Origin of the sequence: Rubrivivax gelatinosus (genome assembly GCF_004340905.1) — a bacterium.
Classification (GTDB): domain Bacteria; phylum Pseudomonadota; class Gammaproteobacteria; order Burkholderiales; family Burkholderiaceae_C; genus Rubrivivax; species Rubrivivax gelatinosus.
Map to the genome: position 1 here is coordinate 1 of NZ_SLXD01000025.1, position 24998 is coordinate 24998.

Sequence of the window (24998 nt, forward strand, 5' to 3'; positions counted from 1 at the left end):
TGATAGTGCGGGTTCCCGTGTGAAAGTAGGACATCGTCAGGCTATTTATTCGAAGGCCCGGTTCTCAATGAACCGGGCCTTTTTGTTTTTCCGACAGCGAATCGAGCGGAACTTCAGGTCCCCAGGACGTGCGCATCGCGGGGCCGGCGGTACTGTCGCCAGGAAGTATCAGCAGACACTCCGAAGCCCTGTCAGCTCGTGACCGGCGCCCGATGAATCGCGCGGCGCTCGACGATGCGTCGTTGGAGTAGCGGTCTGACCTGCTCCCCACCCGCCGTACGACAGCTCGATCAGTTGCCTGGCACGCCGAACACCTGCCGCAGATACGCGAGGAATCCCTCGTCGTCGCACATCGTCTTGCCCGGAGCATCCGAGATCTTGGCCACCGGCTGGCCGTTGACACTGACGAGCTTCATCACGATGTTCAGCGTGCGTAGCCCGGTGTCGTTGCTGAGGTGCGTACCGATGCCGAAGCCGCACTGCGTGCGGTCGGCGAAGTGGCGGTAGAGGTTCAGGCAGCGATCGATGTCCAGGGCGTCGGAAAACACGAGGCGTTTGGTCGCCGGATCAATACGCAGCTTGGCATAGTGCGCCAGCGCTTTTTCGCCCCAGACATACGGGTCTCCCGAGTCGTGGCGAATCCCGTCGAAGAGTTTGGCGAAATACAGATCGAAGTCGGAGAGGAACGCATCCATGCCGACGACGTCCGTGAGCGCGGTGCCAAGGTCGCCGCGATACTCCTGTACCCAGGCCTCGAGGGCCGCTTTCTGGTGGTCGCGCAGACGTACACCCAGACCCTGGAAGGTCTGAAGATACTCGTGCGCCATCGTGCCGATCGGCACCAGCTCGAGTTCACGCGCCAGCAGCACGTTGGAGGTGCCGGTGAAGAACTCGGGCAGTTCCTGCTTGAGTGTTGTCAGCACCTCGCGATGCCAGGCACCGGAGAACCGCCGCCGCAGGCCGAAGTCGAAGAAGCGGAAGGGATGTCGCCGCGGAGGCTCGGTGGCGAACTCGCGCAGCCTTTCGATCTTCGCCGCCAGACGCCGCCGTCCTTCGCCCAGGGCGTCCGGTCCGGCCACGCGGCGGAAGTACAGCTCGTTGACGATGGCCAGCACGAAGATCTCGAACGCCATCACGTGCACCTGCGGCCCGTCGACGCTGATCGAGAGATTCGGCCCGTCGGTGCCGATGCGAACGAAATCCTTCTGGAAGCGGAAGATGCGCAGGAAGTCGATGAAATCCGGACTCAGATACCTCAGCGTGCGCAGATAGGCCAGTTCGTCTGCCCGGAAGGACAGTGCACACAGCGCCTCAATCTCGCGCTCGAGCTCGGAAACCAGCTCGGCCAGCGGGAAGGCCGTCTGGTTGCGGCAGACGAAGCGATATCGCGCCTGCGTTGCGGGATGGCGATGCAGCATCGCCTGCCACATCGAGAACTTGTAGAGATCGGTTTCGAGCAGGCTGGTGAAGATCGGCGTCACGGCGGCTGCCTTCAACGGTCGGTGCTATGGCGCAACTGCAGGCCCAACGCCGCCATGCGCTCCAGGAAAGCCTGCTGCTGGCTCTCGAAACCGGCCACCGGGCTCATGCAATCGGTCAGCAGCACCATGCGTTCAGGGCGGCCGCCTGGAAGGTGTTCGACAAGATCCCGGACGCTGGCGAGTACACAGTGGCTTGCGGCCTCCCCGGCGACCAGCAAGGTCCCGGCCGGGTCCAGGGTCGACAGCAGTTCGCGGTTCAGCTGCGTTCGAGCGTCGCCCTCGTCGGGCACCTCGGCTTCGAAGGCGCTGTAGTGCTCGGTCCACGGGTTCTGCCCCTTGAGCACATGCCGTACCTGTCGAAGACGGCTCGACTCCCACCGGTCGCACGCCGCCTGCACCGCCGGATGCACCAGGTGTCCCCAGGTGCCGATCCGGCAGTGCTCTGGCCAGACCATCAGCGTGTACCGGCCCCTGGCCTCCAACGCGTCCAGGTACGCCAGTACGCGGGTCAGCGCGCCACCGTCTCGTGGCGCGAACTGGCCGCTGCGCACCTGAGCCGCCGTGATCGTCGTGTACGGCGGCACCGGCTCGCCGTCGCCGCGGCACCAGAACGGAGGGTGTGCGATGTCGACCCGATGATGAGAGTCCAGCGTGAGCGTGATGGCGTCGATCGTGTCGCCGTTGCGGTCGATGAACTCCGCCAGGCGCAGCATGTCGGCATGCGCCCCTGTCACCGGCAAGGCCGGCGCCAGCGTCCGGCCGGCTGACGGATCGCGTCCGTACCAGTCGGACGGAAGGTCGCAGAAGTCGTTCTGCGGGTCGATGATCAACAGCTGTATCGGGCTCGGGTGCATCGTGTCCTCGTGGCGGGCGATGCTACGCCAGCGCACTCGCGCTCAGGCAAGGAAGTCCAGGGCGACGTCGCAGCGGCCTTCGGCGCTGTGAACGCCCTCGTCCAGCAGTCGCTGCACCGCGAGCGCGTCGTCCAGCGCGACGGGCAAGGGCAGCAGGCCACGCAGCGCGTCGCGCACCCCGGCATAGAAGCGCGGGTAGTCGCCGGCCTGCAGCAGCACGGGCACGCGAGCGCCGTCAGCACGCCAGATCCAGGCGCGCTCGCGCGAATCGTGTCCCCAGCCCGGTGCCGCCGGGTCCTCGCCGCGCTTGAGCGCGTCCTCCTGCGGATCCAGGCCTTCGACGGTCATGCTGCCGGCGCGGCCATGCAGCTCGAAACGCGGTCCCGGGCGTGCCACCAGCATGCCGGCCTGCAGTCTCGCGCGCAGCCCGGCATGCGGACCGTTGCGCCACAGCAGACGGCAACTGAACCAGTCGTCGGTCGACGCGCCCTCGCGCTGCACGGCCCGGTCCAGCACAATGCTCGACGGCCAGCCGAAGAGACGCAGCGCCTGGTCGAGCAGGTGCGGCCCCAGATCGAACCACAGGCCCGTGCCGGCGCCCGGCCGCTCACGCCAGCGTGAACGCACCTGCGGGCGGAAACGGTCGAAGTGGGACACGAACTCCACCGCTCGTCCGAGCACGCCCTCGTGCAGCACGCGTTGCAGCGTCAAGAAATCACCGTCCCAGCGCCGGTTGTGGAAGACGCACAGTTGCCGGCCGGCGGCCGCCGCATGGGCGGCGAGCGCGCGTGCCTGGGCGAAGTCGAGCGCGAACGGCTTGTCCACGACCACGTGCCGGCCCGCCGCCAGTGCCGCCGCGGCGAGCGGGAAATGGCTGTCGTTCGGTGTCGCAACGACGACGAGATCGAGTGTGGCGTCGCCGATCAGCGCCTCGGGTGAGGTCACGCGGACTTGCGGCCCGCAGGTGGCATGCACCAGCGGCACGACGTGTTCGGGCGAACGTGTCGCCACCGCCGCCAGCCGCAGCCCGGTTGTCGCCCTGATCAGCGGGGCGTGGAAAGTGGCGGCGGCGCTGCCCCAGCCGATCAGTCCGACGTGAATCTCGTTCATCTGCTACGTGCCGCGGCATCGCGCTTGCCAGTCCCGGCCCATTCTGCCGCTCGCCGCCAGGCCATGACCGATGCGGCGCTCATCATGCTGATCCGTCACGCCGAGAAAGCGCGTGCCGGCGAATCGTTCCCTCGACGGACGGGTCCCGGTCTGCTGGCGCCACGAGGCCCAGCCGGCACTGGCCGACGAACTCGTGCAGCGCCCGGACGTGCCAGGGCACTGGCCGGACGAACGTTTCGACCTCGTCTGGATCGTCTCGCGCGAAGGCCCGAGCTGGACCTTCTCCCAGCTGCCGCAGCTGCTGCTGCCCGGCGATCGGGCCCAGCCGGTGCCGCGCCGCGTCCCGGCGCGGCGCTGACGCCGTTCAGCGCGGCAGTGCGTAGGCGATGACGTGATCGCCCGCACGCGTGCCCAGCGAGCCGTGCCCGCCGGCCACGACGACGACGTACTGGCGCCCGTCGGCGCCCTCGTAGCTCATCGGCGTCGCCTGTCCGCCGGCCGGCAGCCGGGCACGCCAGAGTTCGGCGCCGGTCGAGACATCGTAGGCACGCACATAGTCGTCCAGCGTGCCGGACAGGAAGGCTAGCCCACCGCCGGTCAGCAGCGGGCCGCCGAGGCTGGGAACGCCCATGCGAAAAGGCAGCGGCAGTGGCGCCAGGTCGCGTACCGTGCCGTTGCGGTGCTGCCAGATGCGCTGCCCGCTGACGAGGTCCACCGCCGCGACGTAGCCCCAGGGAGGCGCCTGGCAGGGGATGCCCAGCGGCGAGGTGAAGGCCGACAGCTGCACGGCGTAGGGGGCGCCGAAGTTCTCGTTGAGTGCCGGCAGGCTGTCGTGCGGCCTGTGCTCGTCCTGCACGACCAGCGCCCGATCGTCCGGGCGGGGCACCAGGCGGGAGACGAAGGCGAGATAGGTCGGCGTCGTGAACGCGATCTGGCGCAGCGGGTCGACGGCGACGCTGCCCCAGTTGAAGACGCCGAAGTTGCCCGGATGCACGAGCGTGCCCTGCGTGGACGGCGGCGTGAAGCGGCCTTCGTAGCGCAGGCGCCGGAACGCGATGCGGCACGCCAGCTGGTCGAACATCGTCGCCCCCCACATGTCGTGTTCGCCCAGCGGCGGCGGCGCGAGCGACAGCGCCGACACCGGCTGCGTGGCCGCGGTACGTTCGCCGGGGGCCGCCCCCTGCGGCGCCGGCTGTTGCGTGACCGGCAGCAGCGGCAGCCCGCTGCGCCGGTCCAGTACGAAGATCTCGCCCTGCTTGGTGGGCTGCACCAGCGCCGGGACCGTCCGGTTGCCCACCTGCAGCTCGAGCAGGCTGGGCTGCGACGGCACGTCGTAGTCCCACAGGTCGTGGTGCACCGTCTGGAAGACCCAGCGCACCCGTCCGGTGGCCAGCTCCAGCGCGACCACCGACGACGCGAACCGCTCGGCGGCGGGCCCGCGCTCGGCCCCCCATTGGTCCGGTGGCTGGTTGCCCATCGGCAGGTAGACCAGGCCCAGCGCCTCGTCGACGGAGGCGACCGACCAGCTGTTCGGAGAACTCGGCGTGTAGGTCTCGCCGGGCGCCAGCGGCGCGGTGTCGTCCGGGCGTGCCGGGTCCCAGTTCCAGAGCAGTGCGCCGGTTTCGGCGTCGAAGGCGCGGATCACGCCGGAGGCTTCGTGCACCGAGACGTTGTCCAGCACCGTCCCGCCGACGACGATCCGGTCGCCAGCCACCGCGACCGGCGAGGTCGAGTAGTAGGCGCCAGGACGCCGCTCGGGCATGCGGTCCCAGAGGTCGATCGATCCGCCGCTGCCGAAGCCTTCGCAGGCCCGTCCGGTCGCCAGGTCCAGCGCGTGCACGCGCCCGTCGATCGTCGGCATGAAAAGGCGTGCGGCGCAGAAGGCGTCGGCCGGGCTGCCATCGGGAGCGGGGCGGTACGACAGGCCGCGACAGGTCTGGTGCTGCAGCGCCAGCCGGCCCAGGCCGGCGATCGGCAGCTGCCGCCGCCACAGTGCGGCGCCCGTCGTCGCGTCCAGCGCGATGACACTCTGCTGCGGCGTGCACAGCACGAGCCGGTGGCCGATCTTCAGCGGCGTCACCTCGTAGGTCGTCTCCACCGGCTCGCCGGGGCGCCCGCGCAGGTCTGCGGTCCGGTAGTGCCAGGCCACCTCGAGGCCCGTCACGTTCTGCGGCGTCAGCCCCGGCAGCGGCGAGTAGCGCCGGCCGGCGTTCGTGCGGCCCCAGGCATGCCATTCACCCTCGGGCACCGAACGGTCCACCTGGGTGCGGGTCAGCGGCGGCGGCGCGTTTCCCGCGAGATCGTGCGGATCGTGCAGCGCCGACCCCGCCGCCACCAGCGCGAAGGCTGCCAGCAGGACTGCCAGCAGCGCCGCCGGGCCCCGCGGCCGGGAGCCGCGGCGCCAGTCGTCCTCGCGCGCCAGCCCGCGCCGCACCCAGGGCGTCAGCAGCCACAGGCCGAGCACGAACAGCACGTCGCCGCGCGCCGCGAGCGGCCACCAGTCCAGGCCGACCTCCCAGAGCGACCAGGCCAGCGTCCCGCCGACGACCGCCGCATAGACCGCCAGCGCCGCCGCCTGGCCCCGCACCAGCAGTGCGCCGGTGATCAGCAGCGCGGCACCGACGACCGCGTAATACCAGGAGCCTCCGAGCACGGCCAGCCAGGCGCCGCCGCCCAGCAGCACGATGCCGGCCAGCAGCACGACGGAGCCGGTGAAGACCGGCGGGCGGGGAGTGGAGGCCATGGCGGCGTGCGGCCGCACGGGCCGTCAGCAGAGCGGGACCGCGGCAAGGCAATCGGGATGCCGCCGTCACGGCGGGCCGTCCCGTGGTTCCGCGCTCAGGCGATCGTGCCGAGCAGCGTGTCGACGGCGTGCAGCAGGCGGTCTACGTCCAGGGGCTTGGTCAGATAGAGGTCGATGCCGGCTTCGCGCGCGGCCTCGACGTCCGAGGGCATCGCGCTGGCCGACAGGATGATGCACGGCGTCGACAGGCCCTGCGTGTCGCGCAGCTCGCGCAGCAGTTCGAGCCCCGTGCGGTCGGGCAGGAACAGGTCCAGCAGCAGCAGGTCCGGAGGGGCGCTGCGGGCCATCTCGAGCGCCTCCGCGGCGCTGGCCGCGATGCGCAGTTCGACGCCCGGGCGCCAGGCGAAGAAGCTCTGCAGCAGCACCGCGTTGACCGGGTTGTCCTCGACGGCGAGCACGCGGCCATGGAGTTCGGGGCGGGACTCCAGCGCGCGTGGTGCTGCCGCGGGCGGGGCCGCCGCCGCCGCGGCCGGCAGCGAGAACCAGAACTCGCTGCCGCGGCCCGGTTCGCTGCGCACCTCCAGCCGGCCCCCCATGGCTTCCACGAGCTCGCGCGTCAGCACGAGCCCGATCCCGGTGCCCGGAATGCCGCTGGATTCGCGCCCCAGCCGGTTGAACGGCTCGAACAGCGCCGCCTGCTGCTCCGCCGTCAGCCCCAGGCCGGTGTCGGCGACGGACAGGCGCCAGTGGCCGGCCTCCATCCGAACGCCGATCACCACCTCGCCATCGGGCCGGTTGTACTTGACCGCGTTGGACACCAGGTTGGCGAGCACCTGGCGCAGCCGGGTGCCGTCGGCCAGCACCTGCAGCCGGCCCGCGGGCAGCCCGCGCCGCAGGCGCACGCGGCGTGACGTGGCCGAGGCCTGGGCTTCGTGCAGCACCTCGTCGACCACCGAGCCGAGGTCGACGCAGGCGCTGTCCAGGCGCACGGTGCCGGCCTCGATCAGCGACAGGTCGGTGAGGTCGGCAATCAGGCGCTCCAGATGGCGGCCGGCGTCGGCGATGTGCGCCACCGCCTGCCGGTGCTCCGGGGCCAGCGGCACGACGGCGCCCCGCTGCAGCATCTGGGCGAAACCGACGATGGCATTGAGCGGCGTGCGGATCTCGTGGCCCAGACGCGACAGGAACTCGCTCTTGGCGCGGCTGGCGCGCTCGGCGACACGCCGTGCTTCGACCGCCGCCTCGGCTTCACGCTGGTCCGTGACGTCCCAGATCACGCCGACCACGGCCTTGCCGCCGCCGCGGCGCTGCCGGCCCTTGGCCGCCAGCCGTCGTGTCTGGCCGTCGCGCCAGCGGATCTCGAACTCGACGGTGCCGGCTTCGCGGCCGTCACGCAGCGGGGCTACCCAGTCGGCGAGACGGCGAATCTCGCCGGAGGACACGGCCTCGCGCACGATCGCGCGTGCGTCGCCGCCTTCGGGGCGGCCGAAGAGGCGATAGCTCTGGGCGTTGAAGTGCAGCGGGGCGTGGCCGTCGAAACGCAGCTCGAAGGTGCCGATGCCAGCCGCTTCGGTGGCCAGCGCCAGGTGTTCGGCCAGCGCCAGCCGCTCGTGTTCGTCGCTGGTGACGTCGACCAGCCAGGCCGCCAGACGATCGTCGTCGATCTTCAGCAGGCCGAGCGCCAGGACCTGGTCGCGCGGCGGGGTCCCGGGCAGGCGCAGCGTCAGCCGCCGGCCCTCGAACACCGTGCCGCGCGCGCCGTTGAACGCGGCAAGTTCCTGGCGCAAGGCGGGCATCGTCGGCGCCAGCACGTCGAACAGGTTGTCCAGGCTCGCGTTGTGGGCCAGGGGCCGCAGCAGCTGCGCCGCGCGTGGCGTCATCAGCTCGACCCGGCCGTCGCCGTCGGTCTGCAGCATCGCGACCGGCGCACGATAGAGGAAGTCCAGCAGCGCCAGTTCGTAGGTGCCCGGGCCGTCCATCGGCGTCAGCCGGGGCGGCCGCGGGCGGCGCGTGTACCCGCCCGCGGCGGCACGAGTGGGCCGGCGTGATGGCGGACGGGCGGGGGCGTGTCGCTCATGCGGTCGGACGCGGTAGGCGCTTGAACTTTCGGCGATTACACCACCGAAGCGGCCTGCGCGCGAACCCCGCCGCGCGGGCCGCGACGCGCGATCAGGCGGCGCCGTAGCGCGCGAAGACGCGAGACCGCCCGCTGCGCTCCACGAGCAGTACCTCGTAGGCGTCGCGGCGCCCGTCCATCTCCATGCCCGGCGAGCCGATCGGCATGCCCGGCACGGCCAGCCCGATCGCGACCGGCTTCATCACCAGCAGGCGCCGGACGTCGGCGGCCGGCACGTGGCCTTCGAGCAGGTAGCCGGCGACGCGCGCCGTGTGGCAGCTACCGTAGACGGCGGGCATGCCGAGCAGGCGGCGCGAGGCGTCGATGTCCTGCACCTCGTGCACCTCGACGGCGAAGCCGGCCTGGCGCATGTGGGTGACCCAGGCGCCGCAGCAGCCGCAGGTTGGGCTCTTCCACACCTGCACCGGCGGCAGCGCCGGTGTGGTGGCCGACGCCAGCGCCGGCAGGCTGGCGGCCAGTGCCGCGGCGAACAGTTCGCGCCGCTTCATCGCACCACCACCTTGCCGACCATGCCGGCCTCGAAGTGGCCCGGGATCAGGCAGGCGAAGTCGAAGCTGCCGGCCTCGGTGAACTGCCAGACGATCTCGCCGCTGGCGCCGGGTGCGACGCGCACCGCGCCGGGGTCGGCGTGCTGCATGTCGGGCATGGCGCGCATCTCCTCGGCGTGCGCCTTCAGCGAGGCGGCGGTGCCGAGCACGAGCTCGTGTTCGAGGCGGCCGCCGTTGGCGGCGACGAATCGCACGGTCTCGCCGCGGCGCACGGTGATCGTCGCCGGGTCGAAACGCATCGTGTCGCTCATCACGACGTGCACCGTGCGCCGGGCCTTGGCGGCGTCGCCAGGGCGGCCGTAGGGCGTGTCGCCGTCATGGGCCGAGGCATGTGACGCACCGTGGCCGGCGTGACCGTGGTCGTGGCCGCCGTCGGCCTGCGCGGCGGTGGCGAAGAGGGCTGCGGCGCACAGCAGCGCCGCAGCGAAGGGTTGGTTCTTCAAGAGCTTCTCCAAGAGATCGGGCATGGCCCACGCGGCGCGTGGGCGGCGGGACGGGCAGGGCCCGTGGCGGCGTCAGGCCGCTCTTGGAGGTCGTTCGAGCCCGTCGGGCACGTGGCCGGCGCGTGGCGTGGGGGCGGGCGGGAAGACGGCATCACCCGACTCCGGGGCCGCGATGACGAGCGTCGCGGCCGTGCCGGCCAGTGGCACCGCCGCACAGTGCGCGGCGCACAGGCCGCCGGTATCGTGGCCGCAGCCACCGGGGTGTTCGTCGCCGCAGCAGGCCGTGGCCGGCGTGTGCTCGGCCATCGCCGCCATGTCGTGCGGCGCCGCCGCCGCCGGCGCGCAGGGCGAGGCCGGCATCGTTGGCCCGGGCGCGGCCACGCCGCGCAGCGGCAGCAGCGCCGCCAGCAGCACGAACATCCAGACGCGCAGGGCCTTCATGAGGGCGAGCGTAGCACCGCGCCGGTTCAGCCCGCCGGGCGTCCGCCGGCCAGGGTCTCGAGGATCGGGCAATCCGGCCGCTCGTCGCCGTGGCAGCACTGCACCAGACGTTCGAGCGTCGACTTCACCGCCTGCAGCTCGGCGAGCTTGGCGTCGACGGCCGCCAGGTGCTCGCGCGCCAGCGCCTTGACCTGGCGGCTCGGGCGCTCGCGGTCGTGCCACAGGCCGATCAGCTCGCGGATGCGCTCCAGCGGGAAGCCGAGGTCGCGGGCGTGGCGCACGAAACGCAGCGTGTGCACGTCGCGTTCGTCGTAGCGGCGATAGCCGGCGGCGCTGCGCGCAGCTTCGGGCAGCAGGCCGATGCGCTCGTAGTGGCGGATCATCTTCGCGCTGACGCCCGAGGCCGCCGAGGCTTGGCCGATGTTCACCGCGAGGCTCCGCCCGGCCGCCAGCGGCGCAGCAGCAAGGCGTTGGTGACGACGCTGACGCTGGACGCGGCCATCGCCGCGCCGGCGACCACCGGGCTCAGCAGGCCGAAGGCGGCCAGCGGGATGCCCAGCACGTTGTAGGCGAAGGCCCAGAACAGGCCCTGGCGGATCTTCGCCGTCGTGCGCCGCGAGATGTCGATCGCGTCGGCCACCAGGCGCGGGTCGCCGCGCATCAGCGTCACGGCCGCGGTCTCCATCGCGACGTCGGTGCCGGTGGCCATCGCGATGCCGACGTCGGCCGCGGCCAGCGCCGGGGCGTCGTTGAGCCCGTCGCCGACCATCGCGACGCGCTTGCCGCCGGCGCGCAGCGCCTGCACGGCGGCGGCCTTGTCGCCGGGCAGCACCTCGGCCTGCACCTCGTCGATGCCGAGCGCGGCGGCCACGGCCTCGGCGCTGCCGCGGTTGTCGCCGGTCAGCATCACGGTGCGCAGGCCGGCGGCCTTCAGCCGCGCGACGGCCTCGTGCGCCGCGGGCTTCACGGTGTCGCCGAAGGCCAGCAGCGCCAGCGGCTCGAGGTGGCCGTCGGCGGCCCTGCGCACCAGCCAGGAGACGCTGCGGCCGGCTTGTTCGTGGGCCCTGGCCGATGCCGCCAGCGCACCCGGCGCCAAACCCAGTTCGTCCATCCAGCGTGTGCTGCCCAGCCGCAGTTCGGCGCCGTCGACGCGGCCTTCGACACCCCGGCCCGGCTGGGCACGCGCGTCCTGCACCGGCGGTGGCGTGAGGCCGTCGGCCGCGGCGCGCTCCATCACGGCACGCGCCAGCGGGTGTTCGCTGGCCTGCTGCAGCGCCGCGGCGGCGCGCAGCGCGTCGGCGGTGCCGACGCCGGGCGCGGGTTCGATCGCCGCCAGCGCCGGCCGGCCCTCGGTCAGCGTGCCGGTCTTGTCGAAGGCGACGACCTGCACCGCGTGCGCCGTCTCCAGCGCCTGGGCGTCGCGGATCAGGATGCCGTGGCGCGCGGCGACGCCGGTGCCGACCATGATCGCCGTCGGCGTCGCCAGGCCGAGTGCACACGGGCAGGCGATGACCAGCACCGCGACGGCGTTGATCAGCGCGGTTTCGGCGCCGGCGCCGGCCAGCCACCAGCCGGCGAAGGTCAGCGCGGCCAGGCCCAGGACCACCGGCACGAAGACCGCGCTGACCCGGTCGACCTGGCGCTGGATCGGCGCCTTGGCCGCCTGCGCCGACTCGACGAGGCGGATGATGCGCGCCAGCGTCGTCTCGGTGCCGACGGCCAGCGTCTTCACGACCAGCAGGCCGTCGGCGTTGACCGAGCCGCCGGTCGCACGCTCGCCCGGGCCACGCGCCACCGGCAGGCTCTCGCCGGTGATCAGCGACTCGTCGAGGTGGCTGCTGCCTTGCGTGATCTCGCCGTCGACAGGCACCCGTTCACCGGGGCGCACGACGACGAGGTCGCCGATGCGCACCGCCTCGACCGGAAGGTCCTGCTCGACGCCGTCGCGGCGCACGCGGGCCGTCGCCGGGCGCAGCGCCTGCAGCGCGCGGATCGCCTCGCCGGTCTGGCGCTTGGCGCGTGTCTCCAGCCACTTGCCCAGCAGCACCAGCGTGATGACCGCGGCCGAGGCTTCGTAATACAGGTGCGGCATGGCGTGCCCGCCGCCGTGCGTGGCCAGCAGCCAGGTCGACAGCCCCCAGGCGGCCGAGGTGCCGAGCGCGACCAGCAGATCCATGTTGCCGGTGCCGGCGCGCAGCGCCTTCCAGCCGGCGCGGTAGAAGCGCGCGCCGAAGACGAACTGCACGACGCTGGCCAGCAGCAGCTGCCAGAGCCCGGGCAGCATCGCGTCGCGCCCGGCCAGCGCGGCGACCATCGGCGCCACCAGCGGCAGCGTCAGTGCCGCGCTCGCCGCCGCCGGGGCCCACTCGGGCCAGCGCGGCGCGGCGGCGCTGCGGGCGTCAGCGGCCGCACGCGCGCCGTAGCCGGCTTTCTCGACCGCCGCCACCAGCGCCGCCACCGGCAGCGTCGACAGCGCCTGCACCGTCGCTGTCTCGGTCGCCAGGTTGACGCTGGCCGAGATCACGCCGGGTTGCCGTGACAGCGCACGTTCGACCCGGCCGCTGCACGACGCGCAGGTCATGCCCTCGACCTTCAGCCGCGTCTCGACCGTGGCGACGCCGAAGCCCGCGCGCCGCACCGCGTCGGCCAGCACCTGGGCGCCGACGCCGCGTTCGGCGCGCACCGCGGCGCGTTCCGTCGCCAGGTTGACGCTGGCCTCGTGCACGCCGGGCACCTTCTTCAGCGTGCGTTCGACCCGCGCGACGCAGGACGCGCAGCTCATGCCGGTGACCTGCAGGGTCAGCGGCTCGGCGTCTCGGGTGGGGGTGGCGGTGCTCATCGTCGGCTCCGATCGGCATTGTGGACCGGAGCCATCGTCGACCTTGCCACGATGGCAAGGTCAAGCGCGGGGCCGCGCGAAGGGATATGGCGGCGCACAAGACAAAACGGGCCAGTTCTTGCGAACTGACCCGTTGAATCGTTGGCGGAGTGGACGGGGCTCGAACCCGCGACCCCCGGCGTGACAGGCCGGTATTCTAACCAACTGAACTACCACTCCAGTGGTCCGCAACAAACTTGCGTTTGATTGCTGACCGAGCCCGCTACTATAGCGCGGCTGCAGAACATTGCAAGCATTTTTTGCGTGGCCGCGTGTTCGGCTCACAGCGTCGAGCGTCCGAGGACCCCGGCGATGCGCCGCAGCAGCGCGCGCGGCGTGGCCCCGACGGCCATCGCCGTCGCCCGGTTGATCCAGCCGGGAACGCAGATCACGTCGCCGGCCAGACAGGCGCGCACGGCTTCGGCGGCGACCGCGTCGGCGTCTCCGACCAGGGCCTGCGGCAGTTTCGCCAGGCGTGGATTGCGCGCCGCGGCGGTTTCCAGCATCGAGGTCGCGGTGATGCCTGGGCACAGCGCGGTGGCGGTGACGCCGCTGCCGCGCAGTTCCTCGGCCAGCGACTCGGTCAGCGACAGCACGAAGGCCTTGGTGGCGGCGTAGGTGGCCAGCCCGGGCAGCGGCTGGAACGCCGCGGTCGAGGCGACGTTGAGCACCCGGCCGTGGCCGCGCGACACCATCGGCGGCACGAAGGCCGACAGCATCTCCATCACCGCGCCCACGTTCAGCGCAACCAGCTCGCGGTGGCGCGCGTTCGGCGTGTCGATGAAATGGCCGTGCTCCAGCACGCCGGCGTTGTTGACCAGCAGATCGATGCGCCGGCGTTTGCGTGCCAGCGTCGCGGCCAGGGCCTCGGCGGCGCCGGGGGCCGTCAGGTCGGCCGCGAGCGCGTCGACCCGCACGCCGTGTTCGCTGCGCAGCGCGCCGGCCAGTTCGTCGAGCCGTGCCTGGCGCCGCGCGACGAGCACCAGCGCGAAGCCTTCGTAAGCCAGCCGGCGCGCCAGCGCTTCGCCGATGCCCGCGGAGGCGCCGGTGATGAGGGCGGTCTCGGCCGGTGTCGTGGCGGGGTCGGGCATCGCGGGCGCTCCGTAGGATCGTCGGGGTGGGACTCCGTATGATCGCCGCGGCGCGCATCGATGCCGACGCGCGCCCCCGTAACCCGAGGTCCAGGACATGAACGCGATGCAACGCACGCGCTCGGCGCTCGTGCTCGTCGACTATCAGGCCCGGCTGATGCCGGTGATCCACGGCCATCGGCTGGTGCTCGCCTGGGCCCTGCGCCTGGGCGCCATCGCCCGCGAGCTGGGTGTGCCGGTGCTGGGCACCGAGCAGAACCCGCAGAAGCTGGGCCCCAACGACGAGGGCATCCGCGCCTGTTGCGGCACGACGCTCGCCAAGACGCACTTCGACGCCTGCGCCGACGGCCTGGCCGACACGCTGCGTGCGCTGCCGCGGCCGGTCGGCGAGGTGGTCGTCGCCGGCTGCGAAGCCCACGTGTGCCTGCTGCAGACCGCACTCGGGCTGCTGCGCTCGGGCTTCGAGGTCCGGGTCGTCGAGCCGGCCTGCGGCTCGCGGTCGCCGGAGGACAAGGCGCTGGCGATGGCCCGGCTGCGCCAGGCCGGCGCGCAGATCGTCTCGGTCGAGATGGTCGCCTTCGAATGGCTGCACGACTGCCGCGACCCGGCGTTCCGGCGCGTGCTGCCGCTGCTCAAGGAGCGCGTGGACGCCGGCTGAAGCCGATCGCGGCGCCCCGCGACTTGAGACCGGTCATGCGCGGGCGGGTCTGTGCCCCGACAATCGCGGACTCCCGTCACTCTCCCCCCGGGGCTCTCCCAGCGATGTCTTCCCTGCGCGGCGTCTTCAACGCCCTGGCCGTCGGCCTGAACACCGTCGCCGTCTTCTCGCTGATGATGCCCCCGGCGCTGCTGAAGCGGGTCTTCGGCGCAGGCGCGGTCCGCCAGGCCTGCGACCGCCTGCTCAACGCGCTGGCCAGCCGCTGGGTCGGCAACAACAACGCCTGGATCGCCGCCTCGTCGCGTGCGCGCTGGGACGTGCAGGGCGTCGACGGGCTGGACCGCCGCGGCTGGTATCTCGTGTCCTGCAACCACCAGAGCTGGGTCGACATCCTGGTGCTGCAGCGCGTGTTCCACGGCCACATCCCGTTCCTCAAGTTCTTCCTCAAGGCCGAGCTGATCTGGGTGCCGGTCATCGGCCTGGCCTGGTGGGCGCTGGACTTCCCCTTCCTCAAGCGCGGCAAGGGCCGCAACTCGCGCCAAGCCGACCTGGACTCGGCACGCCAGGCCTGTGAGAAGTTCAAGCGCATCCCGACTTCGGTGATCAGCTTCTTCGAAGGCACGCGCTACACGCAGGCCAAGCACGACGAGATGGGCAGCCCCTACCGCCATCTGCTCAAGCCCAAGATCGGCAGCCTGGGCGTCGCGCTGGCGACGATGGGCGACCAGTTCCAGGCCCTGCTGGACGTGACCATCGTCTACCGCCACGGCGCGCCGACCTTCTGGGATCTGCTGTGCGGCCGTGTCGGCGAGGTGGTCGTGCGGGTGCGTGAACTCGAGATCCCGCGGGAACTCGTCGAGCAGGCCGACCACATGCTCGACCGCAGCTTCCGCCGCCGCCTGACGGCCTGGGTCGAACAGCAGTGGGCCGAGAAGGACCTCCTGATCGACGAACTGCTGGGCCAGCCTCAGGCGTCCAGGGCGGCCTGAATCAGGCCGGCCGCCAGCGCGGCGGCGAAGGCTCGTCGCGTGCCGCCGGGTGGCTGCGCGTGACACGCAGCGCGCCGGCCAGGTACAGCGCATTGAGCAGCCGGCTGGCGCGTTCCAGGCTCATGCCGGGCCAGGTGGCGATGGTCTTCAGTGCCGCCGTCTCCTGGCGCAGGCGCTGCATCGTCGGGCGCAGCGCGCCGGCGGCAGCCGGCAGCGTCTCCATCGCCACCGCCGCCAGGCGGTAGGCCGCACGGCCACCGATCTCGGCCAGCAGCCGGCGCCGCGGCCCTTCCATCGCCAGCCGCCACAGCAGCGGCTCGATCGGGCGGAAGCCCTCGGCCGGCCTGCCGATTCCCGGGGCGCGCAGGCCCGGGCGCTCGACGCCCAGCACCCGCAGCGCCGACAGGCGGGGTTGCGGCTGCAGCTCGGGCAGGTCGCGCGGCGCGTGATACAGCTGCTGCAGCGGGAACAGCGTCAGCGGCCAGACCCAGGGGGCGCACTCCAGGCAGACCAGCGCCGCCTCGCGGTGGCGCAGGCAGGCGGCGACGACCTCGAGCACGTCGCCCGAGGCCGGGTCCTGCTCGATGCGGCGCAGGTCGGCCAGCAGCGTCGTCGACAGCAGCGACGGCCCCTCGCCGCGGGCGAAGGGCAGCGTGCCGTGCGCCTCGCGCTGGCGTTCGAACGCGCTGACGCGCCACAGGGTCGAGGCCTCGAAGTCGCGCATGCTGCATCCTCCCTCGCGAAGTGGGCGCCGGCCAACTCACGAAGCGAGTGGCCGCGAGGCCGGCGTGGGCATGGCCGCCGGGGCGCGGCTAGCATCGCGCGATGAACACGAACCGCCGCGTCTTGATCGTCCCGGGCGGCTGGGCAATCGACGTTCCGTCCGGCAGCACCCTGCTGGCGGCGGCGCTCGCGGCCGGTGTGCGCCTGCCCAGTTCGTGCCGCAACGGAACCTGCCGCGAGTGCCGCTGCCGCGTGCTCCAGGGCGAGCTGCGCCACACCATCGGCTGGCCGGGGCTGGATGCCGATGAACGCCGCGAGGGCTGGGCCCTGCCATGCGTCGCCGAGCCGCTGTCGGACCTGGTGATCGAGCAGCCGCGCGCCCGGCGCGACGACGCGGCCTAGGCCGGCCGCGGCAGCGTGACGACGAAACGTGCCCCGGCGCCGGGCGTGCTCTGCGCCGTGAGCGTGCCGCCGTGGCGTTCGACGATGCCGTAGCTGATCGACAGCCCCAGCCCGGTGCCCTTGCCGACCGCCTTGGTCGTGAAGAAGGGGTCGAAGATGCGCGACAGGTGCTCGGGCGCGATGCCCGGGCCGTCGTCGTCAAAGATGATGGCCCAGGCTCGGCCGCCGTCGGCCGGCTCGATGGCGATGCGCAGGTGGCGCCCCGCCAGCCCGGCGCAGGCGTCGGCGGCGTTCTGGATCAGGTTCATCATCACCTGCAGCAGCTGACCCGGGCTGCCCAGAACCGCCGGGTCTTCCGGCGGCGGCGTGAAGCGCAGGTCGAAGTCGGGCGCCGTGCCTTTGCGCACCCAGTGGATCGCCCGTTCGACGACCCCGGCCAGGCCGACACGCGTGCGCTCCTCGCGGTCGACGACCGAGAAGCGCCTGAGGCCGGCGACGATGTCGGCGGTGCGCTGCGCGCCTTCGGCCATGCCGTCGATCAGCGAGGGCAGGTCGGCCAGCAGCGGCTCGATGCGCAGGCGCTCGCGCGACGCCTGCACCGCCGCCGGCTGCGGCTGCGCGTGCACCGTGTCCAGGTACTGCTGCAGGCGTTCGGCATAACGCCGCAGCGCGGCCATGTTGCCGAGCACGAAGCTGATCGGGTTGTTCAGCTCGTGCGCGACGCCGGCCACCAGCCGCCCCAGCGAGGCCATCTTCTCGGAGTGCAGCAGCTGCTGCTGGGTCTGCTTCAGCGCCTCGTGGGTCTGGCGCAGCTCGTGGTAGGCGCGTTTCAACTCGCCCATCGGCCGGCCGACGAAGACGTGGCCCAGCAGCCGGCCGGCGGCGTCCAGGCGCTCCGAGCAGTTGAAGTCGACCGGCACCCGCTGGCCGCCGGCGTCGAGCAGCTGCAGCTCGGCGCTGGCCGGCGTGCGGCGCGACTGGGCGACGAGTTCGTCCATGCGCCGGCGCTCGCCGTCGTCGGCCAGCAGCGTGGCCACCGGCGTGCCGCGCAGCGCGTCGTCGGCGCGGCCCAGCAGCGCACACAGCGCCGGGTTGGTCTCCTCGATCTCGCCGGCGCGGTTGCAGGCCACCAGCACGTCGCTCATCGAGGCCAGCAGGCCGAAGATGAACTGCTGGCTCTGCTCCAGCGCGGCGTTCTTCTCCTCCAGCGCCACCTCGTCGGCGATGAGCTGGGAGTACACCTCGTCCATCTTGTGGATCACGTCGACCCAGGCCGACTCGTCCAGCCCCTCCGGGCGGGCGGCGCTGTCGGCGGGCAGGTCGGGGCGGGGGCGGGGGCGGGGCGTCGGCGACATGGGCGGGCTAGACCTCGACGCGGCTGAACATCGCCGCGAGATGGGCTTCGCCGCGGTCGAGTATGAAGTAGCGGAAGGCCTCGGCGGCCGGCGACAGCTGCTTGGCGGCGGTGTTGACGATGTTCCAGCGCCGCATCAGCGGCAGGCCCTCGACGTGCGGCGCGGCGATCAGCCCGGCCGACCATTCCAGGCCGATCGTGTGCAGCGACAGCAGGCTCACGCCCATGCCGGCCATCACCGCCTGCTTGATCGCCTCGTTGCTGGGCATCTCCATCACGAAGGTCGGCTTCAGGCGGAACTGGTCCAGGTACTCCTGCAGCGCGGTGCGTGTGCCCGAGGCCGGCTCGCGCACGATGAAGGGCTCGTTGGCCAGCGCCGAGGCCGGCACGCTCTCGGCGTGCGCGAAGCGGTGGTCGGGCGCGGTGACCAGCACGTGAGGATGCTTGGCGAAGGGCTCGGCGCGGCTGGCGAAGTCCACCGGCGGGCGGCCCATCACGCAGAGGTCGACCTCGTTGGCCGCCATCATCGCCACCAGCGCCTCGCGGTTGCCCAGGCGCAGGCGCACGTCGATCGCCGGGTGCTCGGTGTGGAACTTGGCCAGCAGCTGCGGCAGGAAGTACTTGGCGCTGCTGACCATGCCGATCGTCAGCCGGCCGCTTTCGAGCCGGGCAAAACGCGCCATCGCGTCCTCGGCCTCCTTCAGCGTGCCCAGGAGCCGGCGCGCGTAGACCAGGAAGTACTCGCCGGCGGTCGACAGCGACATGCGGCGGTGCGCGCGCTCGAACAGCTTGTGGCCGACCTGGGACTCGATCTCCTTGATCTGCAGCGACACCGCCGGCGGCGTCAGGTGCAGCACCTCGGCCGCCCCCTGCACGCTGCCCTGGCGGGCCACCTCGACGAAAACACGCAGCTGGCGGAAGGTGACGTTCACTTAAGGTTTCACTAAAGGAACAGTTTGGAAAGTCTAACTGTTCTTTATCTGTCCGCGTTCGTAGAGTCTGCGCACACCCGCTCGGAGAACACCGCATGAACAAGCCCCACGAACCCGGCGCCACCGGGGACCAGATCCTCGACAAGAAGCAGCGCTACAGCGCCGGCGTGCTGAAGTACCGTCAGATGGGTTACTGGGACAGCGACTACGTGCCCAAGCCCACCGACGTGGTCTGCCTGTTCCGCATCACGCCGCAGGAAGGCGTGGACCCGGTCGAAGCCGCCGCCGCGGTGGCCGGCGAATCGAGCACCGCGACCTGGACCGTGGTCTGGACCGACCGCCTGACCGCCTGCGACAGCTACCGCGCCAAGGCCTACAAGGTCGAGCCGGTGCCGGGCCGGCCCGGCGAGTACTTCGCCTGGGTGGCCTACGACCTGATCCTGTTCGAGGAAGGCTCGATCGCGAACATGACCGCGAGCCTGATCGGCAACGTCTTCAGCTTCAAGCCGCTGAAGGCCGCGCGGCTGGAGGACATCCAGATCCCGGTGGCCTACGTGAAGACCTTCAAGGGCCCGCCGACCGGCCTGGTCGTCGAGCGCGAGCGCCTGGACAAGTTCGGCCGCCCGCTGCTGGGTGCGACGACCAAGCCCAAGCTGGGCCTGTCGGGGCGCAACTACGGCCGCGTGATCTACGAAGGCCTGAAGGGCGGCCTGGACTTCATGAAGGACGACGAGAACATCAACTCGCAGCCCTTCATGCACTGGCGTGACCGCTTCCTGTACGTGATGGACGGCGTGAACAAGGCCAGCGCCGCGACCGGCGAGGTCAAGGGCTCGTACCTGAACGTGACCGGCGCGACGATGGAAGACATCTACGAGCGCGCCGAGTTCGCCAAGGAACTGGGCTCGGTCGTGATCATGGTCGACCTGATCATCGGCTGGAGCGCGATCCAGTCGATCGCCAACTGGGCGCGCAAGAACGACATGATCGTTCACATGCACCGCGCCGGCCACGGCACCTACACGCGCCAGAAGAACCACGGCGTCAGCTTCCGCGTGATGGCCAAGTGGCTGCGCCTGGCCGGTGTCGACCACCTGCACACCGGCACCGCGGTCGGCAAGCTCGAGGGCGACCCGATGACCGTGCAGGGTTACTACAACGTCTGCCGCGACGCCTACACCCGGCAGGACCTGCCGCGCGGCCTGTTCTTCGACCAGGACTGGGCCGACCTGCGCAAGGTCATGCCGGTGGCCTCGGGCGGCATCCACGCCGGCCAGATGCACCAGCTGATCGACCTGTTCGGCGACGACGTGATCCTGCAGTTCGGCGGCGGCACGATCGGCCACCCGGCCGGCATCCAGGCCGGCGCGGTGGCCAACCGCGTCGCGCTGGAAGCGATGGTCAAGGCGCGCAACGAAGGCAAGGACATCAAGAACGAGGGCCCGGAGATCCTGCAGAAGGCGGCCCAGTTCTGCACCCCGCTGAAGCAGGCGCTGGACACCTGGAAGGACGTGTCGTTCAACTACGCCAGCACCGACCAGTCCGACTACGCCGTGACCCCGTCGACCTCCGCCTGAAGCCCGCCCGAAGGAACACCAGACCATGATGACCAACCCCACCGGCCGGCTCACGCAAGGCCAGTTCAGCTTCCTCCCGGACCTCACCGACGAGGAGATCACGCTGCAGATCGAGTACGGCCTGAAGAAGGGCTACGCCTGGAGCGTCGAGTACACCGACGACCCGCATCCGCGCAACACGTACTGGGAGATGTACGGCATGCCGATGTTCGACCTGCAGGACGCCGCCGGCGTGCTGATGGAGCTGAACGCCTGCCGCAAGACCTTCCCCAGCCACTACATCCGCCTGATGGCCTTCGACTCCACCCGTGGCGTCGAGTCGATCGCGATGAGCTTCCTGGTCAACCGCCCGGCCACCGAACCCGGCTTCGGCGTCGTGCGCCAGGAGGTCAACGGCCGCTCGATGCGCTACACCGTGCACAGCTACGCCACGGACAAGCCCGAAGCACAACGATATTGACCCCCCCGTAGCGGCTTCGCCGCGCCCTGCGGGCCGCGCCGGGCCAGTGGCCCGGCCCTTCGGCAGGCGGTGACGGTCCACCGGACCGTCACCGTCCGGCCGAAGCCCCCCAGGGGGCGCCGCCAGCGGCCGGGCAAAGCCCGTCCGCGGCGGCAGCTTGAAGCGCCGAGGCAGCCCGACCACTACGCAGCATCCAGCCAGGACTCCCGCATGTACCGCATCGCACCCTCGATCCTGTCGGCCGATTTCGCCCGCTTGGGCGAGGAGGTGCGAGCGGTGGTCGCCGCCGGCGCCGACTGGATCCACTTCGACGTGATGGACAACCATTACGTCCCGAACCTGACCTTCGGCCCGATGGTCTGCCAGGCGCTGAGGAAGCACACCGAGGCGCCGATCGACGTGCACCTGATGGTGCAGCCGGTGGACGCGCTGGCCACGGCGTTTGCCAAGGCCGGCGCGGACCTGGTGAGCTTTCACCCCGACGCCAGCACGCACGTCGACCGCACGCTGCAGCTGATCCAGGCCGAGGGCTGCCAGGCCGGCCTCGTCTTCAACCCCGCCGAGCCGCTGGACGTGCTGGAGTGGGTGATCGACAAGGTCGACCTGGTGCTGATCATGAGCGTCAACCCCGGTTTCGGCGGGCAGTCGTTCATCGACAGCGCGCTGAGGAAGATCGAGAAGGCGCGCAAGATCATCGACGCCTCGGGCCGTGACATCCGGCTGGAGGTCGACGGCGGCATCAAGATCGACAACATCCGGCGTGTGGCGGATGCCGGCGCCGACACCTTCGTCGCCGGTAGCGCGATCTTCAGCCAGCCCGACTACGCCGCGGTCATCGCGGCGATGCGCGCCGAACTGGCGCGCCGCGACCAGGAGGCGTTCGTCTGATGGGCGCGCCGCTGTATTCGATCCCCGGCGCCGCGATCACCGCGCCGGCCGCCCCCGTGCAGGAGGACACCCAGCCGGTGCCGCGCACCGTCGGTGAGGTCCTGGCGCAGAGCCAGGTCGAGGCGGTGATGGACGAGCTCGAGCACGACCTCGTCGGCCTGGCGCCGGTCAAGCAACGCATCCGCGACATCGCCGCGCTGCTGGTCATCGACAAGCTGCGCCTGAACCTGGGTCTCGCCGCCCAGATGCCCAGCCTGCACATGTGTTTCACCGGCAACCCCGGCACCGGCAAGACGACGGTGGCGATGCGCATGGCCGAGATCCTTCACCGCCTGGGCTACGTGCGCAAAGGCCACCTCGTCGCCGTCACGCGCGACGACCTCGTCGGCCAGTACATCGGCCACACCGCGCCCAAGACCAAGGAAGTGCTGAAGAAGGCGATGGGCGGCGTGCTGTTCATCGACGAGGCCTACTACCTGTACCGCCCCGAGAACGAACGCGACTACGGCCAGGAAGCCATCGAGATCCTGCTGCAGGTGATGGAGAACCAGCGCGACGACCTGGTCGTGATCCTCGCCGGCTACAAGGACCGCATGGACACCTTCTTCAAGTCCAACCCGGGCATGAGCTCGCGCATCGCGCACCACCTCGACTTCCCCGACTATTCGGGCGAGGAACTGCTGCAGATCGCCGACCGCATGACCGCCGGCATGAACTACCGCTTCGGCGACGGCACACGCGAGGCCTTCGCCGAGTACCTGTCGCTGCGCCTGGCGCAACCCAACTTCGCCAACGCGCGCAGCGTGCGCAACGCGCTCGACCGCATGCGGTTGCGCCAGGCCTCGCGCCTGTTTGCCGAGCGCGACCGTGCGCTGACCGAGGCCGACCTGACGACGCTGGCGCCCGAGGACATCCTCGCCAGCCGCCTGTTCCAGGCGGCCGAGCGCTAGACCCGCTTTCCAACTCTCCCGTCAGAAAGCCCACCATGCCCTTGTCCCAACGCTGGACGCTGACCCGCTACCTGATCGAGCAACGCCGCCGTTTCCCCGGTGCCAGCGGCGACCTCAACGCGCTGATCCTCGACGTCTCGCTGGCCTGCAAGGCCATCGCGCGCATCGTCTCCTTCGGTGTGCTCGGCGACTCGCTGACGCCCGAGGTCACCGCCGTCGGGGGGGACGTCAACGTGCAGGGCGAGGTGCAGAAACCGCTGGACGTGCTGTCCAACGAGATCTTCATCCGCATGAACGAGTGGAACGGGCATCTCGCCGGCATGGCGTCGGAAGAGATGGAGACGCCGCACCAGATCCCGGCGGCCTACCCGCGCGGCAAGTACCTGCTGACCTTCGACCCGCTGGACGGCTCCAGCAACATCGACGTCAACGTCTCGGTCGGCAGCATCTTCTCGATCCTGCGGGCGCCGCAGGCGGTGATCGACTCGGGCGGCGACGTCGGCGTCGACGACTTCCTGCAGCCCGGCTGCGAGCAGGTGGCCGCCGGTTACGCGATCTACGGCCCGGTGACGATGCTGGTGCTGAGCGTCGGCAACGGCGTCGTCGGCTTCACGCTGAACCACAACCTGGGCGAGTTCGTGCTGACGCACCCGGACCTGCGCATCCCGGCGGACACGCACGAGTTCGCGATCAACACCTCCAACAGCCGTTTCTGGGAGCCGCCGGTCAAGCGCTACGTCGACGAATGCCTGGCCGGCAAGACCGGCCCGCGCGGGCGCGACTTCAACATGCGCTGGATCGCCAGCATGGTCGCCGAGGCGCACCGCATCCTGATGCGCGGCGGCGTCTTCATGTACCCGCGCGACACCAAGGATCCGGCCAAACCCGGCCGCCTGCGCCTGCTGTACGAGGCCAACCCGATCGGCTTCGTGATGGAGCAGGCCGGCGGGCGCGCGTCCACCGGCCGCCAGCCGGTGCTGGGCGTCAAGCCGAGCTCGCTGCACCAGCGCATCGGCCTGGTGTTCGGCTCCAAGAACGAAGTGGAGCGCATCGAGCGCTACCACCACGAACCCGCCGAACGCGAACCGTGCAACCCGCTGTTCGCCGAACGCAGCCTGTTCCGAGACTGAAGAGAGAGACGACCATGTCCGAACGCCATCCCATCATCGCGATCACCGGATCGTCGGGTGCCGGCACCACCTCGGTGACGCGCACCTTCCAGAACATCTTCCGGCGCGAGAGCATCAAGGCCGCGATCATCGAAGGCGACAGCTTCCACCGCTACGACCGCCAGGAGATGCGCGTGAAGCTGCAGGAGGCCGAGAAGGCCGGCAACAAGCACTTCAGCCACTTCGGCCCGGAGAACAACCTGTTCCCCGAGCTGGAACAGCTGTTCCGCAGCTACGGCGAGACCGGCATCGGCCGCAGCCGCAAGTACCTGCACGACCCGGTCGAGGCCGCGCCCTACGGCCTCGAGCCCGGCACCTTCACCGACTGGCAGGACATCGAGGCCGGCACCGACCTGCTGTTCTACGAAGGCCTGCACGGCGCCGTCGTCACGCCCGAGGTCGACATCGCGCGCTACCCCGACCTGCTGATCGGCGTCGTCCCGGTGATCAACCTGGAGTGGATCCAGAAGCTCTACCGCGACAAGAACGTGCGCGGCTACTCGACCGAGGCGGTGACCGACACCATCCTGCGCCGCATGCCGGACTACGTGCACTACATCGTCCCGCAGTTCACGCACACCCACGTGAACTTCCAGCGTGTGCCGGTCGTCGACACCTCCAACCCCTTCATCGCGCGCGACATCCCGCAGCCCGACGAGAGCCTGTGCGTGATCCGCTTCGCCAACCCGAAGGGCATCGACTTCCCCTACCTGCTGAACATGATCAACGACTCGTGGATGTCGCGTGCGAACACCATCGTCGTGCCGGGCGGCAAGATGGAGCTGGCGATGCAGCTGATCTTCACGCCCTTCATCTGGCGCATGATGGAACGGCGCAAGCGCGCGCTGGGGGCTCTGTGATGGCAGCACCCACCACCACCCGCCTGGCCGACGCGCTGCGCGTGCTGGCCGTCGACGCCGTCGAGGCCGCCAAGAGCGGCCACCCCGGCGCGCCGATGGGCATGGCCGAGATGGCCACCGTGCTGTGGACCCGCCACCTGAAGCACGACCCGGCCGCGCCGCACTGGGCCGACCGCGACCGCTTCGTGCTCAGCAACGGCCACGCGTCGATGCTGATCTACGGCCTGCTGCACCTCAGCGGCTACGAGCTGTCGCTGGACGAGCTGAAGCGTTTCCGCCAGCTGCACAGCAAGACCGCCGGCCACCCCGA

The 24998-nt window shown here is 71.0% G+C and carries 24 protein-coding genes, 1 tRNA gene and 1 pseudogene; 11 read left to right on the plus strand and 15 right to left on the minus strand.

The window, feature by feature from the left end; translation table 11 throughout:
* Positions 1-290: 290 nt before the first annotated feature.
* From pncB to EV684_RS23435, 3 genes are read right to left on the minus strand one after another with little or no spacing between them, the layout of a single operon-like run.
* Positions 291-1481, minus strand: coding sequence for a nicotinate phosphoribosyltransferase (pncB, locus tag EV684_RS23425; protein WP_132649765.1), 1191 nt, complete (start codon positions 1479-1481; stop codon positions 291-293).
* An 11-nt stretch (positions 1482-1492) separates the two neighbouring features.
* Complete coding sequence (locus EV684_RS23430; RefSeq protein WP_132649766.1) at positions 1493-2335, minus strand: cysteine hydrolase family protein; 843 nt, start codon at positions 2333-2335, stop codon at positions 1493-1495.
* 42 nt (positions 2336-2377) lie between these two features.
* Positions 2378-3445 carry an oxidoreductase gene (locus EV684_RS23435; RefSeq protein ID WP_132649767.1) on the minus strand — a complete coding sequence of 356 codons (1068 nt, stop codon included), beginning with the start codon at positions 3443-3445 and terminating at the stop codon, positions 2378-2380.
* A 112-nt stretch (positions 3446-3557) separates the two neighbouring features.
* On the opposite strand from EV684_RS23435, the gene EV684_RS23440 reads away from it, so the two are divergent.
* Positions 3558-3803, plus strand: a complete 246-nt coding sequence (locus EV684_RS23440) for a hypothetical protein (RefSeq protein ID WP_132649768.1) — start codon at positions 3558-3560, stop codon at positions 3801-3803.
* 6 nt (positions 3804-3809) lie between these two features.
* On the opposite strand, the gene EV684_RS23445 is transcribed toward EV684_RS23440, so the two are convergent.
* The 9 genes from EV684_RS23445 to EV684_RS23485 all read right to left on the minus strand — a co-directional run bounded on the left by EV684_RS23445 (position 3810) and on the right by EV684_RS23485 (position 13726).
* Complete coding sequence (locus tag EV684_RS23445; RefSeq protein WP_132649769.1) at positions 3810-6188, minus strand: membrane-bound PQQ-dependent dehydrogenase, glucose/quinate/shikimate family; 2379 nt, start codon at positions 6186-6188, stop codon at positions 3810-3812.
* 95 nt (positions 6189-6283) lie between these two features.
* Positions 6284-8167 carry an ATP-binding response regulator gene (locus EV684_RS23450; protein ID WP_132649770.1) on the minus strand — a complete coding sequence of 628 codons (1884 nt, stop codon included), beginning with the start codon at positions 8165-8167 and terminating at the stop codon, positions 6284-6286.
* Positions 8168-8357: 190 nt separating this feature from the next.
* Positions 8358-8813: a DUF411 domain-containing protein gene (locus EV684_RS23455; protein ID WP_132649771.1), complete on the minus strand. Its 456-nt coding sequence runs from the start codon at positions 8811-8813 to the stop codon at positions 8358-8360.
* A complete protein-coding gene (gene copI, locus EV684_RS23460; protein ID WP_132649772.1) occupies positions 8810-9340 on the minus strand; it encodes a copper-resistant cuproprotein CopI in 531 nt (176 codons plus the stop codon). The genes EV684_RS23455 and copI overlap by 4 nt, the downstream gene beginning before the upstream one ends.
* A gap of 48 nt (positions 9341-9388) precedes the next feature.
* The gene (locus EV684_RS23465; protein ID WP_132649773.1) at positions 9389-9757 is read right to left on the minus strand and encodes a hypothetical protein; all 369 of its coding nucleotides are present in this window, start codon (positions 9755-9757) and stop codon (positions 9389-9391) included.
* Between the two features lie 26 nt (positions 9758-9783).
* Positions 9784-10185 carry a Cu(I)-responsive transcriptional regulator gene (cueR, locus tag EV684_RS23470; protein WP_132649774.1) on the minus strand — a complete coding sequence of 134 codons (402 nt, stop codon included), beginning with the start codon at positions 10183-10185 and terminating at the stop codon, positions 9784-9786.
* Positions 10182-12596: a heavy metal translocating P-type ATPase gene (locus tag EV684_RS23475; RefSeq protein ID WP_132649775.1), complete on the minus strand. Its 2415-nt coding sequence runs from the start codon at positions 12594-12596 to the stop codon at positions 10182-10184. The genes cueR and EV684_RS23475 overlap by 4 nt, the downstream gene beginning before the upstream one ends.
* Before the next feature lie 142 nt (positions 12597-12738).
* Positions 12739-12815: transfer RNA gene (locus tag EV684_RS23480), tRNA-Asp, on the minus strand.
* A gap of 101 nt (positions 12816-12916) precedes the next feature.
* Positions 12917-13726, minus strand: coding sequence for an SDR family NAD(P)-dependent oxidoreductase (locus tag EV684_RS23485; RefSeq protein WP_132649776.1), 810 nt, complete (start codon positions 13724-13726; stop codon positions 12917-12919).
* Positions 13727-13823: 97 nt separating this feature from the next.
* On the opposite strand from EV684_RS23485, the gene EV684_RS23490 reads away from it, so the two are divergent.
* Positions 13824-14384, plus strand: a complete 561-nt coding sequence (locus EV684_RS23490) for an isochorismatase family protein (protein ID WP_165908584.1) — start codon at positions 13824-13826, stop codon at positions 14382-14384.
* A gap of 104 nt (positions 14385-14488) precedes the next feature.
* Entirely contained in the window at positions 14489-15373 is an 885-nt protein-coding gene (locus EV684_RS23495; RefSeq protein WP_132649778.1) for an acyltransferase, read from the plus strand.
* Position 15374: 1 nt separating this feature from the next.
* Here EV684_RS23495 and EV684_RS23500 read toward each other — a convergent pair whose 3' ends face one another.
* Positions 15375-16097 (minus strand): hypothetical protein, encoded by a 723-nt coding sequence (locus tag EV684_RS23500; RefSeq protein WP_132649779.1) that lies wholly within the window; start codon positions 16095-16097, stop codon positions 15375-15377.
* A gap of 101 nt (positions 16098-16198) precedes the next feature.
* Here EV684_RS23500 and EV684_RS23505 point away from each other — a divergent pair, with 101 nt between their 5' ends.
* Complete coding sequence (locus tag EV684_RS23505; protein ID WP_132649780.1) at positions 16199-16498, plus strand: 2Fe-2S iron-sulfur cluster-binding protein; 300 nt, start codon at positions 16199-16201, stop codon at positions 16496-16498.
* Here EV684_RS23505 and EV684_RS24630 read toward each other — a convergent pair.
* Both EV684_RS24630 and EV684_RS23515 read right to left on the minus strand, forming a co-directional pair.
* Entirely contained in the window at positions 16495-17853 is a 1359-nt protein-coding gene (locus tag EV684_RS24630; RefSeq protein WP_207896864.1) for a sensor histidine kinase, read from the minus strand. The genes EV684_RS23505 and EV684_RS24630 overlap by 4 nt on opposite strands.
* Positions 17854-17860: 7 nt before the next feature.
* Positions 17861-18784: a LysR family transcriptional regulator gene (locus EV684_RS23515; RefSeq protein WP_132649781.1), complete on the minus strand. Its 924-nt coding sequence runs from the start codon at positions 18782-18784 to the stop codon at positions 17861-17863.
* Between the two features lie 95 nt (positions 18785-18879).
* Between EV684_RS23515 and EV684_RS23520 the strand changes: the two genes are divergently transcribed.
* The 7 genes and pseudogenes from EV684_RS23520 to EV684_RS23550 form a co-directional block, all read left to right on the plus strand.
* Positions 18880-20361, plus strand: a complete 1482-nt coding sequence (locus tag EV684_RS23520; protein WP_132649782.1) for a form I ribulose bisphosphate carboxylase large subunit — start codon at positions 18880-18882, stop codon at positions 20359-20361.
* Positions 20362-20386: 25 nt separating this feature from the next.
* Positions 20387-20821, plus strand: a complete 435-nt coding sequence (locus EV684_RS23525; RefSeq protein WP_132649783.1) for a ribulose bisphosphate carboxylase small subunit — start codon at positions 20387-20389, stop codon at positions 20819-20821.
* A gap of 210 nt (positions 20822-21031) precedes the next feature.
* A complete protein-coding gene (rpe, locus tag EV684_RS23530) occupies positions 21032-21709 on the plus strand; it encodes a ribulose-phosphate 3-epimerase (protein WP_132649784.1) in 678 nt (225 codons plus the stop codon).
* Entirely contained in the window at positions 21709-22659 is a 951-nt protein-coding gene (gene cbbX, locus EV684_RS23535; RefSeq protein ID WP_200222459.1) for a CbbX protein, read from the plus strand. Before rpe ends, cbbX begins: the two co-directional genes overlap by 1 nt.
* A 35-nt stretch (positions 22660-22694) precedes the next feature.
* Positions 22695-23789, plus strand: a complete 1095-nt coding sequence (locus EV684_RS23540) for a class 1 fructose-bisphosphatase (protein ID WP_132649785.1) — start codon at positions 22695-22697, stop codon at positions 23787-23789.
* 14 nt (positions 23790-23803) lie between these two features.
* A complete protein-coding gene (locus tag EV684_RS23545; protein ID WP_132649786.1) occupies positions 23804-24688 on the plus strand; it encodes a phosphoribulokinase in 885 nt (294 codons plus the stop codon).
* Positions 24688-24998: pseudogene (locus tag EV684_RS23550) on the plus strand (transketolase); the annotation flags it as partial. The gene EV684_RS23545 and the pseudogene EV684_RS23550, both read left to right, overlap by 1 nt.